Origin of the sequence: Flavobacterium tructae (assembly GCF_002217475.1) — a bacterium.
GTDB lineage: Bacteria > Bacteroidota > Bacteroidia > Flavobacteriales > Flavobacteriaceae > Flavobacterium > Flavobacterium tructae.
Map to the genome: position 1 here is coordinate 185,136 of NZ_MUHH01000003.1, position 18,572 is coordinate 203,707.

General features: G+C 33.8%; 15 protein-coding genes. 3 read left to right on the forward strand and 12 right to left on the reverse strand.

The window, feature by feature from the left end; translation table 11 throughout:
* Positions 1-108 precede the first annotated feature (108 nt).
* The gene (locus B0A80_RS01125) at positions 109-1,074 is read left to right on the forward strand and encodes an HU domain-containing protein (RefSeq protein WP_089076129.1); all 966 of its coding nucleotides are present in this window, start codon (positions 109-111) and stop codon (positions 1,072-1,074) included.
* A 62-nt stretch (positions 1,075-1,136) separates the two neighbouring features.
* On the opposite strand, the gene B0A80_RS01130 is transcribed toward B0A80_RS01125, so the two are convergent.
* The 8 genes from B0A80_RS01130 to B0A80_RS01165 form a co-directional block, all read right to left on the reverse strand.
* Positions 1,137-1,874 (reverse strand): hypothetical protein, encoded by a 738-nt coding sequence (locus B0A80_RS01130; RefSeq protein WP_089076130.1) that lies wholly within the window; start codon positions 1,872-1,874, stop codon positions 1,137-1,139.
* Positions 1,875-2,001: 127 nt separating this feature from the next.
* On the reverse strand, positions 2,002-2,760 hold the full coding sequence (locus tag B0A80_RS01135; protein WP_233430680.1) for a hypothetical protein: 759 nt from the start codon (positions 2,758-2,760) through the stop codon (positions 2,002-2,004).
* Positions 2,761-2,836: 76 nt separating this feature from the next.
* Positions 2,837-5,116 carry a helix-turn-helix domain-containing protein gene (locus B0A80_RS01140; RefSeq protein WP_089076132.1) on the reverse strand — a complete coding sequence of 760 codons (2,280 nt, stop codon included), beginning with the start codon at positions 5,114-5,116 and terminating at the stop codon, positions 2,837-2,839.
* Positions 5,117-5,215: 99 nt separating this feature from the next.
* The gene (locus B0A80_RS01145) at positions 5,216-5,794 is read right to left on the reverse strand and encodes an OmpH family outer membrane protein (protein WP_017495761.1); all 579 of its coding nucleotides are present in this window, start codon (positions 5,792-5,794) and stop codon (positions 5,216-5,218) included.
* 624 nt (positions 5,795-6,418) lie between these two features.
* Positions 6,419-7,267 carry a class I SAM-dependent methyltransferase gene (locus B0A80_RS01150; RefSeq protein WP_089076133.1) on the reverse strand — a complete coding sequence of 283 codons (849 nt, stop codon included), beginning with the start codon at positions 7,265-7,267 and terminating at the stop codon, positions 6,419-6,421.
* A gap of 307 nt (positions 7,268-7,574) precedes the next feature.
* On the reverse strand, positions 7,575-9,446 hold the full coding sequence (gene mnmG / locus B0A80_RS01155; protein ID WP_089076134.1) for a tRNA uridine-5-carboxymethylaminomethyl(34) synthesis enzyme MnmG: 1,872 nt from the start codon (positions 9,444-9,446) through the stop codon (positions 7,575-7,577).
* Between the two features lie 399 nt (positions 9,447-9,845).
* Positions 9,846-10,265, reverse strand: a complete 420-nt coding sequence (gene ybeY / locus B0A80_RS01160) for an rRNA maturation RNase YbeY (protein ID WP_017495758.1) — start codon at positions 10,263-10,265, stop codon at positions 9,846-9,848.
* Positions 10,262-13,672, reverse strand: a complete 3,411-nt coding sequence (locus B0A80_RS01165) for a hypothetical protein (RefSeq protein WP_089076135.1) — start codon at positions 13,670-13,672, stop codon at positions 10,262-10,264. Before B0A80_RS01165 ends, ybeY begins: the two co-directional genes overlap by 4 nt.
* 162 nt (positions 13,673-13,834) lie before the next feature.
* Here B0A80_RS01165 and gltX point away from each other — a divergent pair, with 162 nt between their 5' ends.
* Both gltX and B0A80_RS01175 read left to right on the forward strand, forming a co-directional pair.
* On the forward strand, positions 13,835-15,340 hold the full coding sequence (gltX, locus tag B0A80_RS01170) for a glutamate--tRNA ligase (RefSeq protein WP_089076136.1): 1,506 nt from the start codon (positions 13,835-13,837) through the stop codon (positions 15,338-15,340).
* Positions 15,341-15,473: 133 nt separating this feature from the next.
* Positions 15,474-16,457 (forward strand): SPFH domain-containing protein, encoded by a 984-nt coding sequence (locus B0A80_RS01175; protein WP_017495755.1) that lies wholly within the window; start codon positions 15,474-15,476, stop codon positions 16,455-16,457.
* Between the two features lie 20 nt (positions 16,458-16,477).
* Here the strand turns inward: B0A80_RS01175 and B0A80_RS01180 are convergent, their stop codons facing one another.
* The 4 genes from B0A80_RS01180 to B0A80_RS01195 form a co-directional block, all read right to left on the reverse strand.
* Positions 16,478-16,732, reverse strand: a complete 255-nt coding sequence (locus B0A80_RS01180) for a DUF6327 family protein (protein ID WP_017495754.1) — start codon at positions 16,730-16,732, stop codon at positions 16,478-16,480.
* A 2-nt stretch (positions 16,733-16,734) separates the two neighbouring features.
* Entirely contained in the window at positions 16,735-17,085 is a 351-nt protein-coding gene (locus tag B0A80_RS01185; protein ID WP_017495753.1) for a hypothetical protein, read from the reverse strand.
* Between the two features lie 126 nt (positions 17,086-17,211).
* The gene (locus B0A80_RS01190; protein WP_089076137.1) at positions 17,212-17,538 is read right to left on the reverse strand and encodes a YtxH domain-containing protein; all 327 of its coding nucleotides are present in this window, start codon (positions 17,536-17,538) and stop codon (positions 17,212-17,214) included.
* 90 nt (positions 17,539-17,628) lie between these two features.
* Positions 17,629-18,108: a hypothetical protein gene (locus B0A80_RS01195; RefSeq protein WP_089076138.1), complete on the reverse strand. Its 480-nt coding sequence runs from the start codon at positions 18,106-18,108 to the stop codon at positions 17,629-17,631.
* Positions 18,109-18,572 lie beyond the last annotated feature (464 nt).

Here is an 18,572-nt window from a genome sequence, read left to right on the forward strand (position 1 = left end):
CCACCTATTAACTATTTGAAAAAGAATTGTCTATAAAAATAAAGCAATTGTTAATAAAAATTGTGAATAACATTTTGATAAGTATTCTGTAGTTGTAACTTTGTTACTATGAAAATCGAAAATTACATAGCACAGTTACTGTATCGTTATCAGTGTGTAACGGTTCCAGGGTTTGGAGCATTTTTAACAGAAATTCAATCGGCAAAGCTGAATGAAAGCACAAATTCTTTCTTTCCACCGACAAAAATGATCTCTTTCAACGGTTATCTAAAAAACAATGATGGATTGTTAGCAAATCATATCGCACAAGCTGAAAAAACTTCTTATGGTTTTGCAGTTAGCGCCATTGCTTTTGAAGTCGTGAGCTGGAAAAAAACACTAGAAGAAAATGGTGTAGTAACACTTAAAAATATTGGTGAAATTCGATATAATGCTGATCAGAAAATGGTATTCACCCCTAATGATCAGACCAATTTCCTAACAAGTTCTTTTGGACTAAGTCCATTTGTTTCTCCGCTCGTTAAAAAAGAGAATTTCGAGCGAAAAATCGAGGAAATTTCGGAAGGAGATGCAATTTCACTATACGAAAATGAAGAAGGAAGAACAACAAATCCACTTTTGAAATATGCTGCAATATTAGTCTTAGGACTTGGAATTACAGGAAGTATTGGATATCCTTTATATCAAAATCAAATCGCCGCCAAAACACTTGTTGTAGAAAGCAGTGTGCAGAAAAAAGTAGAGAACAAGATTCAGGAAGCAACTTTCTTTATCCAAAATCCTATGCCTGCTGTAACACTCTCAGTCGATACAACAAATGTAGAAACAGCTGCTGAAAAAACAATGCCTTACCACATTATGGCCGGTGCATACAGAAGTGAAAAAAATGCCAGAAAAGCTTATAATCAATTAGTAAAAGATGGTTACGAAGCTAGAATGCTGGGCGAAAATAAACACGGATTATTCCCGGTTCTTTACGGTAGCTATGCAACAATGGCTGAAGCCGAAAAAGCACAAAAAGAAATACAAAAAGGAGAAAATCCGGATGCCTGGATTCTCGTACAACCCTTATAAAACAAAAAAAAGCCCGTTCCTCTGAATGGGCTTTTTTTTTAGTTCGCTATTATTTCTGCATCCTACGAAAGAATTACTTTCTTCCCTTTATATATTTTCAGTCTTGCCGGAGGAGAATTCTTTTCGCCCAAAACGATAATGGCACACTCATAAACATTCCCATCCTTTTTAAATTCATACTGGTGATTACCGCCAATACCTTCAACGACTAAAACTCCGCCATTAATCACTAAATCAGGCTTTTCAGTCATTTCCTTTTGAATGGACCATGAAGCATATCGATAGTTATTAAAACCTAAATGATCGATCCTAATTTTAAATTTAGAAGTCTCCAGAATACAAATTGGATCCTGAAAAAAAGCAATACTAGGATCCAGGTTTTTCTTTTGCGACGCAATTAGTTTGTTTTTAAGTTCTATTTCGGCTTTCGATTGATAATTCACCGCCGTTAAACGGCCTTCGGTATCAAGCCAAATCTTACCGTGAATTAGCATAATTCCGCGTAAACCCATATCATTCCAGCCATTTGCCGGCGTCGATTTTAAAATTTCGTTTTTTAACGTAACATCAAAAATTTCAGAATATCGTTTTATAAAATCTGCTTTATTCGCAATATCGGGTATAGGATATACTCGCTCTAACGGATAAACCACCGCATCAGCAATAGCTTCTTTCTTATCATTTTTGACATTTTCAATGAACTTTTTAACCAGTTTCTGATAATCGATGTCTGAATCCTGGGCAACCATAAAACCGCTGCAAAAAAATAATACTACTAAAAATAAATTGCTTCTTTTCATCTCAAATATTTTTAATTAATTATTAATCCGACAATTACAATCAAATATAGCAAATTTATGATAGTTGTAATCGAATTGAAATTGGGTAATAAAGCAAAAAATCCCATTCTTTCGAATAGGATTATGTTTAACGTGGAACAATTTTAGCATCCTGATTAAGGATTTCTTTTCCGTTTTGATAAATGGTTAAATTAGCTGGTGCTGAATCTTTTGTACCTAAAACCGTAATATAACACTGGTACAAGTAATTTCCTTTTTTAAAATCGTAATGGTTATTACCTCCTGTTCCATCGTGAAACCATTTTCCGTTGGTAATGATTAAATCCGGTTTTTCGCTCATCGATTGTTTTATCGACCATGAAGCATATCTGTAATTATCATTTCCTAAGTCATCAATTCGAACTCTGAATTTAGATGTTTCTATGATAATTTGTGGCTCTTTAAACTTAGCAATTGACTGGTGAAGTTTACTTTTTTCAGAAGCTATCAATTTGTTTTTGAGATCATTCTCCACTTTTGACTGATAAATAATAGAGAAAACTTTTCCGTCAGTATCCATCCACAAAGTACCCTGATTTAGCATTATACCACGCCAGCCCACTTCAGACCAGTTTTTTGCCGCATCCGATTTTGAAATTTCGGCTTTCAGTTTAGCATCAAAAATTTCGTCATATCTTTTTACAAGCTCTGCTTTATTTTTAACACTCGGAATTGGATTATCTCTTCTTAAAGGGTATTTAATAGCCTCGGCTACAGCCTCTTTCCTATCATTTTTTACATTATCAATAAATTTTTTGACAAACTTCTGATATTCGGGTCTCAAGTCCTGACCTGATATATTCTGAACCATAATGCCAATGAAGAGAACGTACAGTAACTTTTTCATAATTCCTATTTTACATAATGTTTTTATAGTAGATTCCAACATTTCATCAGAACCTTCAAATTCCACAATCTAACCATCAGTTAATACTTGCTTTAAACATCTTCAACTCATCCCACGTAAATTCATCACCATACTTTTCTTTTAGCGGACTTAAAGATTCTTCACTATAAAACTCGAAAGCTTCACGCAAGGCCAAGATTTTATCATACGGTAAAACATCAGATATCTCGACTTTTTTAGCCTGAATTAGTTTAACCAAATGCATTTCAACTGTTTGCACTGTAAGTTTACGAATTCGGGCAATATCCTGAATCGAATTTTTCTCCAGCCATAAATCATGGGTTTCTTCGATGGTTGTTTTCTTTTCGGCCTTTGGTGTGCTTTTATCTAATTTACGTGCCATATAACGAACTGTAGGTTCTTCAGATTTAAAAATATCAGTGTTCGACATATTAAATTCCTCCCGGATCTTTGCAACCTTGTCAAATTTATAGTTTTTAATCGCTGTAGACGACAATTTCTCTTTACAGATGGTTTCGCCTGCCACGACAATTTCGATGAGTAATTTGGCCTTCATTAAGCGCAAAACAGCTTTTGTTTGCAAATCATCCAAAAAAGCGAGCTCTTCGTAGAACTCTTTTACTTTTTTAAATTTCTGAATTTCGGCCATTTTATTCAAAAGATCCTTAACCAGTTTGTCCATTGGTTTAAAAAAATAATCATAAGCTGCCACTACCCTTTCCTGTACAAAAAAGAGATCGACAGTTTCTTTATTGAAAATTTTGTTAAGCTGATTAACGAATTTTTGTGCAGGATCTGCTAACGAATCTATTATTTCTAAACGCTTATGAGCCCATGCAGCATGTTTTGATTTTTCAGAAGCAACTGCATTTTCGTTATAACTAAAACGGTGATTGCGCCACTCCTGAGCCAAATCAGCCCAATTAAAACTGCTAATCAAATAGTTATGAATGAAATTTTTAGTTTCAAAATGCAAAGAATGTTTTAAAACTTCTTCTGTTGCTTTGTTCAAAGCATAATCCATCACATCCTGATCGTTCGAAATACCATTCATTTGCAGCGGAGACAACAAAATAAGCCCATTTAAGGACGTTAAACGCGATAATGCTACATAGGCTTGTCCGGGTAAAAAAACTTGCGATACATCAAGCGCAGCTTTCTCAAAAGTTAAACCCTGACTTTTATGCACCGTAATTGCCCATGCCAGCTTAAGTGGATAATGTGCAAATGTGCCCAAAACTTCTTCTTCAACTTCTTTGGTGAGATCGTTTACTTTGTATCGGATATTTTTCCATTCGTATTTTTCAACTTCAATGGTTTTATCCTCCTCAGGAAAATGTATGAATATTTCTTCGGCCGAAAGTGACTTTACAACGCCCATTTTTCCGTTGAAATAACGCTTTTCAAAAGACAAATCATTTTTGACAAACATAACCTGAGCACCCACTTTAAGTTTCAAATTTTCCTCAACCGGAAAAATTTTCTCCGGAAAATCCCCCACAATAAACGGCTGATAAACGAATTCATTTCCGGCTAAATCGCCAATTGCCTGCTCGTTAATCGAATCGGCTTTGGCATTATGCGTGGTAAGTGTAATATACCCGGGATTATTTTTTAAGTCAAAATCAGGTTTCACATATTCATTTAAAACCTGAATATCCTGAGGCGTAATCTGATTGTTTCGAAGATTATTCAAAACCGAAATAAAAGTATCATCTGACTGACGATAAATCTTTGATAATTCAATATATAACGGCGGATATTGCTGAATTACATGCGAATGAAAAAAGAATTTTCCTTTGTAATAATTGCGTAAAGTTCGCCATTCTTCATCTCTGATAACTGGCGGAAGCTGTAACAAATCGCCAATAAAAAGTACCTGAACACCTCCAAAAGCACGGGTATTTTTACGTACCGTCTGCATCATAAAATCAATTGCATCCAACAGATCAGCACGTAACATACTGACTTCATCGATAATCAAAAGCTCCATATTCCTGATTACGTTACGCTTCACATTATTCATTTTAAAGTGTCGACGTAAAGTTTCCTTATTCTCAAACTTCACTGTTTCAGTAAACTGGGAAGCCTCTTCGTATGATGGAATAAAGGCTGAAAATGGTAACTGAAACATCGAGTGAATTGTAACACCTCCGGCATTCAGCGCCGCAATTCCGGTTGGAGCCACAACCACAGTGTTTTTATGCGTAGTGGCAATAATTTCACGCAAAAGTGTAGTCTTCCCGGTCCCCGCTTTACCGGTCAGGAAAATAGATTTTTGCGTTTGATTGATGAATTGTAAAGTATAAGCTGCTGCTTCTGAAACGTTTTGCATTAGGCGTAAATTGAGAGCTAAAAGTATCGTATTTTTATAAAAGAAAAAACCTAAATCTTGACAGATTTAGGTTTTTAAATTTAGTTAGTTAGTCTGGTATTATTTTTTAGCTTCCTCTTTTACAGCTGGTTTTTCTTCTGTTTTTGGAGTCGCTTTATATTTGTCATTCAGAGCTTTAACGATATCTTTTGTGATATCGAATTTCTCTTCAGCATACAAAATTGAAGCAGCATCTCCAGTACCATAGATATAAGAATAACCGTTTTTCTTACCGTATTCTTTGATGAATTTCTTCACTCCACTTACCAAAGAATCCATTTCAACACCGCTTTCCTGTTGTAATTGTTGAGACAAAGCTTGTTGTGCATAACCCAATTGTTGTTCTCTTTTTTGTAATTCAGCACCTCTTTGTTGTGCCCACGCCTGACCGTTTGCTTGTGCCTGACTTTGAAAATTAGCAGCGTCTTGTTTAAAACGTGTAATCTCAGCTTGTAGTTGTCTTCCTTTTTCTTCTGCCTGAGCTTTGTATTTAGCTTCAAGGTCTTTTGCTTCAGTGTATTCTTTCATTAAAACTGAAGTATCTACGTAAGCTGTTTTTACTTCCTTAACTTCCGCAGTTTTGTCACTACATGAAACAGCGAAAATTGAAAGTGCGATAATTACTAATGCTTTTTTCATTTTTTTAAATCTCTATTTTTTTTTATTGTATTGAATGAAGACAAAAATATAAAAAAATAAATAGCATCAAACTAAAGTTTAAAAAATGCTATAATTTTATGATATTACTTTTATTTATTGAGGAGATTTTTACCATAAAATATCATTATTAAAAATGACTTTCACAGCCTTTTTTTAAGGCGTTTTCTCAAAAATAACAACACAAATACTCGCCTTTCATTAGAAGACTCCTTAAACAAGCTTATTTTAAGTTTTAGGGTAATTTAAAGCGTAAATCCGTTAAGAATTGTTCTTTTTTACCGTTGCGCTTCATCTGATCGCAAAACCATAAAATTAATCCAGTCAAAAAAAATTATTTTTCAATTTTTGCATTCACAAAACAAAACTTAGCAAAAAAATGAAGCACTTTTCTAAAACCTCGAATTTCTAAAAAGAAACAACAAAATTTCCAGAAAAATGCTCCATTTTTACTGCATTAATTTTATTTATGGACTGGGATTTTACCATAAAAGATCACTATTAAAAGTGGCTTTAATAGCTTTTATTTAAAGCGATTTCTTAAAAAAGACAGCACAAACCCTCGTATTCCCTAAGAAAGCGCCTTAAATGCGCTTATTTTGCGTTTTAGCTGTTTTTTAAGACATAAATGTGCGATGAATACTCTTTTGTTCCCGATGCTTTTAAATTGGATCGCAAACCAATAAAAAAGGCCTTAATGAAATTCATTTTTCCCGTTTTGTATTTTTCAGATAAAAGACTAACATAAAATGAATCGAATTTCATCGGAAGCACTTTTTCTAATTTCATATCTACTTTTCCAAAAAGAGACTGAATGGCTTTTTTTGAGAAATGCCAAAAGTGAATTGGCACATCGTAAGCTGCCCAAAATTCATTGTAATATTTTGCATCAAACGATTTGAAATTTGGAACCGCAACAATTAAAGTTCCAGTTGGTTTTAATAAACGTTTTAATTCCTGAATTTGCAATTCTAAATTTGGCACATGTTCTAAAACGTGCCACATGGTAATTACATCAAAAGAATTATTTTCAAGAGCATCAATTCCGTTTACAAAAGAAATTCCTTTTTCTATCGCAATATTTTTTGCTCTCTCGCTTGGTTCCACTCCAACTGTTTCCCAACCATCATTTTTTGCGGTCAACAAAAAATCTCCGGTTCCGGCACCAATATCTAAAATTCTACCTTTTTGAGATTGCTCCCCATTAATCAAATTCAGCTTATTTTTTAAAGCAATACTTTTTACAAAGTGATACGCTTTTTCGAACAAAGATCTTTTATTGTCGGTATGAGAAATATAATCTTCGCTTTCGTAATATCTTCCAAGATTTTCTAAAGCGGGTTGTGGAGAAGTAATCAGCATATCCAAAGTTTCATCGTAATACAGATTAAAAATTTCTTGAGATACAGAATGGTCTTTTACAGTAAGAAAATGTTTTTTGTTTAAAACGTTCATTTTTAATTATAGGTTTTTAATAGAATTTGGCAACGCTATTGTTACATCACATATACTAATGCAACAAGTATTAATTAATTCGAAATGCTTTACTACGCATCTCACAGATTTTTTTTTAAATAGTTTTACGATTTTCTTCAAGTTTAGCAAGTCTTCTCAAAGTAGTTTCACGTGGAACATTTTTTTATTTCAGATACCTTCTCTTCAAACAATCCAACTTAATAAAATTCAAACCCCAAACTTGAAACTTGAAACAAAGAAAATCAAAACAAATAAAGACGCACCTATTGGCACGTCTCTTATTTTTTTATCTTCCCATGTAAATCAACAAAACAGAAATATCACTTGGAGAAACTCCGCTTATTCTTGAAGCTTGAGAAATAGTTACAGGACGAATCTTGCTTAACTTTTGTTTTGCTTCAATCGACATTGATTTAATTTTATCGTAATCGAAATTCTCTGGTATTTTCACTTCTTCCAAACGAGTTAGTTTATCCGCATTATTTCTTTCCTTTTCGATATAACCGGAATACTTCACCTGAATTTCTGCTTGCTCTAAAATTTCCTGATCCAGATTGTTTTCTTCCACATACGCTTTCACTTTTTCAAACTTAAGCATATCGTCTAAATCAATTTGCGGACGAGAAAAAACTTTAAACATTTTATCTCCTTGTGAAATTGGAGCAGTTTCTTTAACTTCTAAAATCGGATTTGCTTCTGCAACAGAAACACTGGTCTCTCTAAAAAAGGCAACCATCTTTTCAGATTCGTTTAATTTCTTTTCCATTCGACGCAAACGCTTTTCAGAAGCAAGACCAATTTCGTGCGACATTGGCGTCAATCTAAAATCGGCATTATCCTGACGCAACAAAGTTCTATACTCTGCTCTAGAAGTAAACATGCGATAAGGTTCTTCTGTTCCTTTCGTAATCAAGTCATCAATCAATACTCCAATATAAGCTTCATCACGTTTCAGAATCAACGGCGCTTTTTCATGTACTTTCAGATGTGCATTTATTCCCGCCATCAAACCTTGAGAAGCCGCTTCTTCATATCCGGTTGTTCCGTTAATCTGTCCGGCGAAATATAATCCCTCCACTAACTTTGTTTCCAAAGTATGTTTCAATTGTGTCGGTGGAAAATAGTCATACTCGATTGCATAACCCGGACGAAAAAATTTCACATTCTCAAAACCGACTACAGAACGCAATGCTTTAAATTGAATATCCTCCGGAAGTGAAGTTGAAAATCCATTCACATACACTTCGCATGTATTCCACCCTTCCGGTTCCACAAATAATTGATGACGCTCTTTATCTGCAAAACGATTAATTTTATCTTCTATCGAAGGACAGTATCTTGGACCAAGACTTTTGATCCTTCCGTTAAACATTGGCGAACGATCAAAACCATCTCTCAAAATATCATGAACATCCAATGACGTATACGTCATGTAACAAGAACGCTGATGCGTTAACGGTGAAGTCAAATCAGAATAAGAAAACTTATCCGGCTTTGCATCACCTTTCTCTTCGTTCATTTTAGAATAATCCAAAGAACGTCCATCCACTCGTGGCGGCGTTCCGGTTTTCATTCTTCCCGCTTCAAAACCTGCACGAACTAAATCTTCAGTAATTCCCGTTGCTGCGCTTTCTCCTGCACGTCCTCCGCCAAACTGTTTTTCTCCAATATGAATTAAACCGTTCAAAAAAGTCCCATTCGTCAAAACAACAGACTTCGATCTAATCTCCACTCCCAACGAAGTTTTGATTCCTTTTATCTTACCATCCTCAATAATCAAACCTTTGACCATCTCTTGGTAGAAATCCAAATTTGGAGTTCCCTCCAACATCATTCTCCATTCTTCAGCAAAACGCATTCGATCACTTTGAACTCTTGGCGACCACATTGCCGGTCCTTTCGATTTATTCAACATTTTAAATTGAATAGCCGTTCGGTCGGAAACAATTCCTGAGTATCCGCCCAACGCATCAATCTCACGCACGATCTGTCCTTTTGCAATTCCTCCCATCGCAGGATTACAAGACATCTGTGCGATGTTCTGCAAACTCATTGTAACCAATAAAGTTTTGGATCCCAAATTTGCTGCCGCTGCCGCGGCCTCAGATCCTGCATGACCAGCACCAACTACAATAACATCGTATTCTTCTAAAAACATTTTGTTTTATTATTCTCTTCAAACCGTTTAAGGCGGTTCTCAGAATTAATTTTCTTTTCTTTTGTTCCACGTGGAACGTGGTTTTTCTTTTTCAGGTTTCAGGTTTCAGATTAGAAGCTTCCTGGTTCAAAACACAAACTAAAAACTCCACCCAATTCTCAAACCTTTTTCCAAACTGAACCTCTATATTTTTCAAAGACTATTGTTTCACGTGAAACAATCTAAAACCCTTCCATATCAAAAATCAATGGTTCCACGTGGAACATTTAATTCTTTTATACACAGAATAAACTGTTTATTTTTATGTTCCACGTGAAACACTTTAATATAATAACCTTCTTCTACTCTTTAATGTTTCACGTGGAACACATAAAACTAAATTTGAAAAAGGTAATTTATCTACTGTTCCACGTGAAACATAGCAATCTTTTCATCTTCTTTAGATCGCATTAACTCCGCTTCAGCATCACTTTTATCTTTATATCCACAGTAATGTAATATGCCGTGCGCTAAAACTCTCTTCAATTCTTCAGTAAAAGAAACATTAAAATCTTTAGCATTATCTTCTACTCTTTCAACAGAAACAAAAATATCTCCGTTAAGTTCGTTTCCAACTGTATAATCAAAACTGATTATATCTGTTAACGTATCATGATTTAGATACTCTACATTAATCTTATGAAGATACTCATCATCACAAAAAATGTAATTTATCTCTCCTTCGTTTTTGTTTTCAGAAACGATAACAGCACTTAACCAATCAGAAAAAGCTTGTTCGTTGTCTAAAGTAAATTCGGTTTCGTAATTAAAATTGATCATTTTGTATTAAAATATTCTTGAACTTTTTGATTAAAATTCGAGCGCAAAGGTAGTGATTGTCTGTTTAATATCTCCACACTGTTTAAATATTCCAGTAACGAACTCGGCAATGCGTTTGTTCTGTTAGGAAATTCAGTCTTATTAGTTTCAGATTGACGCTTCGTATCTTGGCCTTGTTGTTGAACTGCGTTGTTTAATTTTAGTAATTCTTGTTGAATATTAAGAATACGCTGCAAGTTCTCATTCTTAAAACCTTTATTCAAAATTTGTTTTTCAGAAGCTTTCATCTGATCGATTACAGATTTACCTTGAGAATCTAATCCTTTTTTTGCAAGTTCTTTTTGCAAGGCTTCACGTAATTTTACTTGTTCTTTGTAAATTTCCATGATTGCTTCAGCATCTCCTTCTCCATCATTGTCCTTCATCTGCCCATTACTTTGACCTCCATTTTTATTTCCCTGACCCGTTTTACCATCACCGTTTTTACCTTTACCATCCTTACCATTACTTTCTTTGCCTTCACCATTTTTTCCTTCGCCCGGTTTATCCCCAGGTTTTTCTCCTGATTTATCCCCAGGTTTATCTCCCGGTTTACTACCCGACTTCATCCCTTCTTTCATCTTATCTCCTAAACCTTTTTGTTTTTGGATAATATCCGGTAATTGCATTCCTTGTCCATCACCCGGTTTTGGTTTTCCAGATCCCGGCTTCGACATAGACATCTGCATATTATTTAATAAATCACTCAGAAAATCTGCCAACTTATTTGCAGAGGAAACTGCATACTGCTGATGCGATACTCCTTTTGGAACCTGAACATCGCTTAAACTTTCAATAGCTTTATCAATATTGTACAGTACATTTCCAATTTCTTTGGTTACATCTTCGGCGACTTTAGGGTTACGAAGTGATAAAGCAAACAAACTGTCATCCACATATCTGAACTGTTGTTTCAAATTTTGTTGAATTTTAATGTTCTTCGTATACGCTGACGAACCCAATTTCATTGTTCTAAATTGTTTCATTACATCTTCCTGCGACAAAGAATAGGCTAAAAGATTATCCAGAATCTGACGAAGCATAGCAACATCTTCTTCCATTTGTTCTTGTTCTCCACCTTCCATACCGGCATCCATTTGTTCTGCCATACTTTTCATTTTTTTAGCAGCACTCTTTTGCTTAGGTTTGGCTGATGCCGAATTCTTTTTACTCAATTCTTCTGAAGCTTTCTGCAAATCATTCTTCACCTCTTTCTCCTTTGAAGCATCATTCGGAATGTCTAGTGGAGCTTTTAATGTTTTGTTTTCTTCTTTCAGATTCTTTAAATCTTCTTGAATTTTATCAAACTCTTTATTGATATCTTCTTGTTTGTCCTGTGTATTTTCTTTGTCTTTATTTGAAAGCTGCTCTTGTTTTTCTGCAAGCTTGTTTAACTTTTCAGCAACTTGTTCTGCTTTCTTGGATACATAAAAACGCTTTGTCAATTCAACCAATTGTTCTAAATTACGGGATTGGTTTTTACTAATCTGTTTGAATTTTTCCATCTTATCAAACAGATCTTCGCTATTCAACTTGTCATTTAGATTCTTCAATTCCTCCATTAACTTCTGGTTTTTTTCCAGATCCTTTTCAGCATTGTCCAATCTCTTTTGCAAATCTTCAGCTGTTTTATCTTTCTTATCCGATTGAAATTTGTCCAGATTTTTATTCATCTTCTCTGTAAATTGTTTCATCAATTCGTCTTGTTGTTTCTGACGCTTGATAAAATCATTTACTTTTTGCTGATCTTTAAACTCTAAATTCTCTTTCTCTTTTCCGGCTTTCTGAATCTTGTCCATCTCAGAAAACTGTTTCGTTTGATTCTTTAAAGACTTCTCCAAACTATTAATATTCTCATTCTGCTGTTGCAATTCCTGATCATGAATTTCATCAGTGGTAGCCACACGATCAGAAAATACAGAAGACTTTGTACTTTTAAAACCATGTGGTGCATCGTTATCAAAAACTTCAAAATAGTATTCATAAGATACTCCCTCCTGCACTGCCAGATTACTAGGAAAGTTAAAAACGAACTGATCAAATACTCCTGATTTCACAGGTATTGTTCCACGCTTGGCAGTGTTGGGTTTGTTTCTTTCATAATACACAACCTGTAATTTAGACAAACCATAATCATCGCCTAACCTGCCCAGAACATAATTTTTATCTAACTTCAAACTATCCGGAGCTGGTGCAACATGAATTGATGGGTGCTGATCTTTGATCACTGAGAGCTGATAATCCAGTTTTTCGTAGTTTTTGACCTTATTATTCGAGGTAAGAATTTGATATTCTGTATTTTGACTGATACTTTTAGCCAATTTAAACTCATTTTGGTCTCTATTAAACTTAAAAATTGAATTTTCGCCCTTCCAAACGATCTCCTGAGTAGATTGTGTTTTCATTTTCCAGGTTACCAAAGTTCCTTCCGGCAGAATTGCATTACCTGTTCCCTGAATAATTTCTGCTTTCTTTTTTAAGTAAGATGGAAAATTAAGTACCATCTCGAAGTTCGCAATTGATGGAACTGTGATCACTTTCAACTCGTATTCTTCTGATGAAACAGTATTACCTTCAAAAGAGAAAGAAACATTTTCAACTGGTTTTTCTACTTTGAATTCAAACTTTCCCGGTTGAGAAGATTCCATAAAATAACTTTCATTCCCTATATGAATCATCACATTTTCGGGAACGATCTTACCTACAGATTCCATCTTGATAACAAAATCTTTGTTTTGTTCGGTTTGTAAATTCTGATTTAGAACAACAAATTTAAAAGGTGCCGGAGGTAAAAAGGTCGCATTAAAGTGCACTACTCTATTTAAACTTTGTGAAATAATAGTACTGTTTCCTGAAATATAAAACACGGCAAAAAGCAAAACCGGAACGATTGCTAATGGTAAATACTTTTTGTTGTTATTAAAATTAATAGCATTACCGAACGGAATCGGTTGTAAAGAATTGGCTTTTTGTTCTATTGAAGCCAGCATTAATTCTGAACTTTCGGCTGTATTTCCTGAAGCCGATAATTGCAAAAAGTTAGTCAGCTTATCACTTACTTCTGTGAAATGATTCCCAATAATAGCCGAAGCCTGATTGTAATCTATTCCTTTTTGAAGTTTAAATAATTTAAAAACGGGAAATAAAATAAATCGAAACAAAAGAAAAACTTCTACTCCAACAAATAACCAAAATAATACGGTTCTTCCAAATGGTTTCAACCATAGAAAATACTCTATAAAAAGTGTAAAAAGAAAATACAATAATCCAAAACCAATAAAAAGAAGTCCTCCTTTTATCAATTCATTCGTATAATATTTTTTTATAAACGCTTCTAATTTTTGATATATGGCAGATGTTGTTTTCAAAATGAATCTCTTTTATTTATAACCTATAAAAGTAGTAATTTTAATAATACCTTTTAAGATTCTAAGTTACTAAGACGCTAAGCTTTTAGGAGGCAAAAATCTGAAATCGACATTCTAAAATCTAAAATCATAAACCGTATCTTTGCATCAAAATTTAAACAAATGTCAAAGCAAGTTCGTGTGCGTTTTGCACCAAGTCCAACTGGACCATTACATATTGGCGGTGTTCGTACTGCCCTATTTAATTATTTATTTGCAAAAAAACATAACGGTGTTTTTTATCTGAGAATTGAAGATACAGATCAGACTCGTTTTGTTCCAGGTGCTGAAGCTTATATTATGGAAGCACTGGAATGGTTAGGAATTGCTCCGGAAGAAACGGTTGGGAAAAATGAAAAATTTGGTCCGTACAGACAAAGTGATCGTAAAGAAATATACCAAAAATATGCCGATCAGCTGATTCAGTCTGGCTGGGCATATTATGCATTTGATACTCCGGAAGCGCTGGATACACACAGAAAGCAACACGAAGCTGAAGGAAAAACGTTTATATACAATCATCACAACCGTGAAAAGTTAGATACTTCTTTGGTAATTTCTGCCGATGAAGCTGCGTCAAGAATTGCCAATGGAGAACATTATGTCATTCGTTTTAAAACTCCGGTTGACGAAACTTTACATTTAAAAGATATTATTCGTGGTGATGTAAAATTTGAAACCAATTTATTGGATGATAAAGTATTATTCAAAAGTGACGGAATGCCAACGTATCACTTAGCCAATATTGTAGATGATCATTTGATGGAAACTTCACATGTAATTCGTGGTGAAGAATGGCTTCCTTCTATGCCTCTTCACGTTTTATTGTACAGAGCTTTTGGCTGGGATGCTCCTGAATTTGCACATTTACCTTTAATTTTAAAACCAATTGGAAATGGAAAATTATCTAAAAGAGACGGTGACAAATTAGGATTTCCTGTTTTTCCATTGGAATGGAAAACGGAAGAAGGTATTTCATCAGGATACAGAGAAAAAGGATTTTTCCCGGAAGCGGTTGTAAACTTCCTGGCTTTGTTAGGATGGAATGATGGAACAGACAAGGAAATATTTTCTTTAGAAGAATTAGTAGCCTCTTTTGATTTGAACAGAGTACATAAAGCGGGAGCAAAATTTGATCCTGAGAAAAATAAATGGTTCAACCATCAGCATCTTATCCAACAAAATGATGCCGATTTAGCAAAAAGCTTCTCTCCTATTTTAGAAGAAAAAGGCTTCTCGACTCCGCTCGAAGTGACAACTCGTATTGTATCACTTATCAAAGAAAGAGCAAATTTCGTTTCAGAATTTTGGGATTTAACGGATTTCTTTTTTCAGGTACCAACGTCTTATGATGAAAAAGCAAGTAAAAACTGGAAGGAAGAGACACCTGCCTTAATGCAAGAATTAATTTCGGTTCTGGAAAATATTGAAGATTTTACTTCTGCCAATATTGAAACCATTGTAAAAGACTGGCTGACTAAAAATGAAATTGGTATGGGGAAAGTCATGCAGCCCTTCAGACTTAGTTTGGTTGGAGCACTAAAAGGCCCTCACCTATTTGACATTGTTGAAATCATTGGAAAAGAAGAAACTATTTCGAGAATTCAAAAAGCAATTTCAACTTTATAAACAGAATTCCATTTAAAAATAGAAACGCTAAGTAACATCAAACAAATGTTCTTAGCGTTTTTTTAATGTTTTAAAAATTTAAATTGGAAGAATATTCGTAATTTACAACATCAAAAACTAAATCATTATCACCATGAACACAGCATTTATTATCATTTTAGTCCTGGCATTTTTTATACTAATGTCCTCCTTCTTTACCGTGAAACAACAATCGTCGGTAATTATAGAAAGATTTGGAAAATTTTTAAGCGTAAGAAATTCAGGATTGCAATTAAAAATTCCTTTGGTTGACCGATTGGCCGGACGTGTTAATCTTAAAATACAACAGTTAGATGTTATTATTGAAACCAAAACCAGAGACAACGTTTTCATAAAAATGAAAGTTTCGGTACAATTTAAAGTTATTCAGGAAAAAGTATACGATGCTTTTTATAAGTTAGAATATCCACACGATCAAATTACTGCTTATGTATTTGATGTGGTACGTGCCGAAGTTCCAAAACTAAAACTGGATGACGTTTTTGAAAGAAAAGATGATATTGCGATTGCCGTAAAAAGAGAATTGAATGAAGCGATGACCACTTATGGTTATGATATCATCAATACTTTGGTGACTGATATTGATCCTGACATTCAGGTAAAAAATGCCATGAACAGAATTAATGCTGCTGACAGAGAAAAAACTGCTGCTGAATTTGAAGCTGAAAGTTCCAGAATCAGAATCGTTGCAAAAGCAAAAGCCGAAGCCGAAAGTAAACGTTTACAAGGTCAAGGTATTGCAGATCAGCGTCGTGAAATTGCCAGAGGTCTTGTAGAAAGTGTTGAAGTTTTAAACAATGTTGGTATCAATTCTCAGGAAGCTTCTGCCCTAATTGTAGTAACACAACATTATGATACGTTACAGGCAATTGGTGCTGATGCCAATTCGAACCTAATCTTGTTACCAAATTCTCCTCAAGCCGGAAGTGATATGCTCAACAATATGGTTGCTTCGTTTACAGCTTCTAACCAAGTTGGTGAAATGATGAAAAAAACGAACAAGAAAATTGAAAAAATAAAACCAATCGAACCACAACAATCCGGTTATGAAGATGATATTCAACCGGAAATAAAATAATTAACAAAAGAAAAAGAGGCTTATTTGCCTCTTTTTTTCTTTATAAACCAATTGATAATATAGGGTAAAATGGATTGTAAAATTTGTGGATACGAATTAAAGAAATACTCTTTATAAGAAGAAAATACTCCGTTAATTACATTTTGCGGTGTTATAGACTCCTTAGTTTTTTGAAAACTTAATACTAATTTTTGGTAATTAATATCTTTCTCCAATTTCAGAATTTCTAAATCTCTTTCGATTTCAGCGTACGATGAATATTTTTTTGTTTCCATAACTAATCATTAAAAAATATTTCTGAAAATTTCTCCAAAATTGGCCCTTCTACAAACTTATCTTTTACAAAGAAAAGTAGTATTGTTGCCAAAAGATAGATCCCTCCTACTGTCAGAAATCCTAAAGTGTAACTTCCAAATAAATTACTAAAAGCGAATGCTGCTGCTACAGATCCAAAAAGTAATACCATTCCAACACACAATAATATCAAAGTAAACTTAAAAATCAGAGTGGTCGATTTCATTGCGACCTTAAAACCCCAAAGTTTATAGTAGGCCAAATGACTGTCGAGATAAATTTTAGCCTGATCCTGAATATTTTCAGTATTCTCTTTTAATTCTTCAAAAGCCATAGTTGTAGTTTTGGTTAAAAAAAGAAGCACAAAACCTATGATTTAAAAATTGTCATTTGGTTATTCTAAGAATAAAATAACCGAAACAATCCAACAAATCATTCTAAGCTTTGTGCTTCCGGATTATTATTTCTGAAGTTTAGCGTTTTGTGCTTTTAAATCAGCCAGTTTAGTTTCTAAAAAACTAATTACTTCTTCTGTTTTATAACTCATATTTGAAAGCAGCTCTCCATAAGTTCCGTCTAAATTTTCTTTTGCATGTGTGAACTTTTCACGCAGTACTTCAGAACTTGCTGAAAGTGAATCTTTTAAATTATGCGCCGCATCATCTAAACCTTCTTTCAGTTTAGCACGAGTTTTAGATCCTTTATCAGGAGCAAATAAAATTCCAATCGCTGCACCAGCGGCCGCAGCACCTATAATTGCTGCTACAGTATTTAGATTCTTTGACATAATATTTAATTTAAGTGATTAATAAAGGTACTCTTTTTTTAAACTATAAAATATTGACTTGATGTTATTTAATAAAAGTTAACACAAAATTTAATATGCATAAGCTACCGCTTCATACTTTCCATCAGCTTTTTCAACAATACTCACAAATGGATATCCATTTGAAGCCGATTTTGTTTTTATTCTCATAGCCGTCTGCTTCTGATTTGCAAGTGGCGACTCCCCTTTTGTCTTCGTTGATACTCCTGAAAAATTAGCCACCTGTTTCAAACCGGCTGTTTTCTCCTGAGGCAAAACGGTAACAAACTTGTAATCTGATTTAGAATCAACCAGAACTTTATCGGTTATTTTTTTTGTTTCTTTTGTTTCTTTATTGGTCAATTGTGAAACTGCGTACTTACTAATTTTCTGTTCTTCTCTACTCCCATCTAATGAATAATAAATTAAATCATTTTCCTGTTTGATGAAATTAACATCCAATTGTTCTCCATTGTGTTTTGTAATTTGGTGTGTTTGACCAATTGCAAGATTTGCAAATAAAAACGACAGTGTAATAATAATATTTTTCATAACTAAATAAATTTAAAATTGTTTACAGTCAAAAATTGAAAATCAAAATTTGAAACTATCAGTATGAATAATTCTATGATTTTTAACATTATGAAACTATTTTGAAAAAATACTTATCTCCTAAAATATTATCAAAATGAGATCACAATGAAAATTAGAATATAAAACGATTGGCAAGAATTCATTTCTAGAATTAAAACTAAAGCAAAAATGAATCATTTTTAAACTTTAGCCCAACTCACTTTTCGATTCTCAGCTTTCGTTTTAAATTATCGAAAAACATTTTCAATTTGACATTTGCATAAAAATACGAACTTTATAAACAATTGTGTGTTAATAACCCGTTAAACTGAGAAAAATAACATCAAAAACTAAAATAAAGGCCGTAAATCAACGATTATTCAATAAATGAGTTACGACATGGAAGAAATAAAAAATTATTTTAAAATCACTCTATTAAAGCC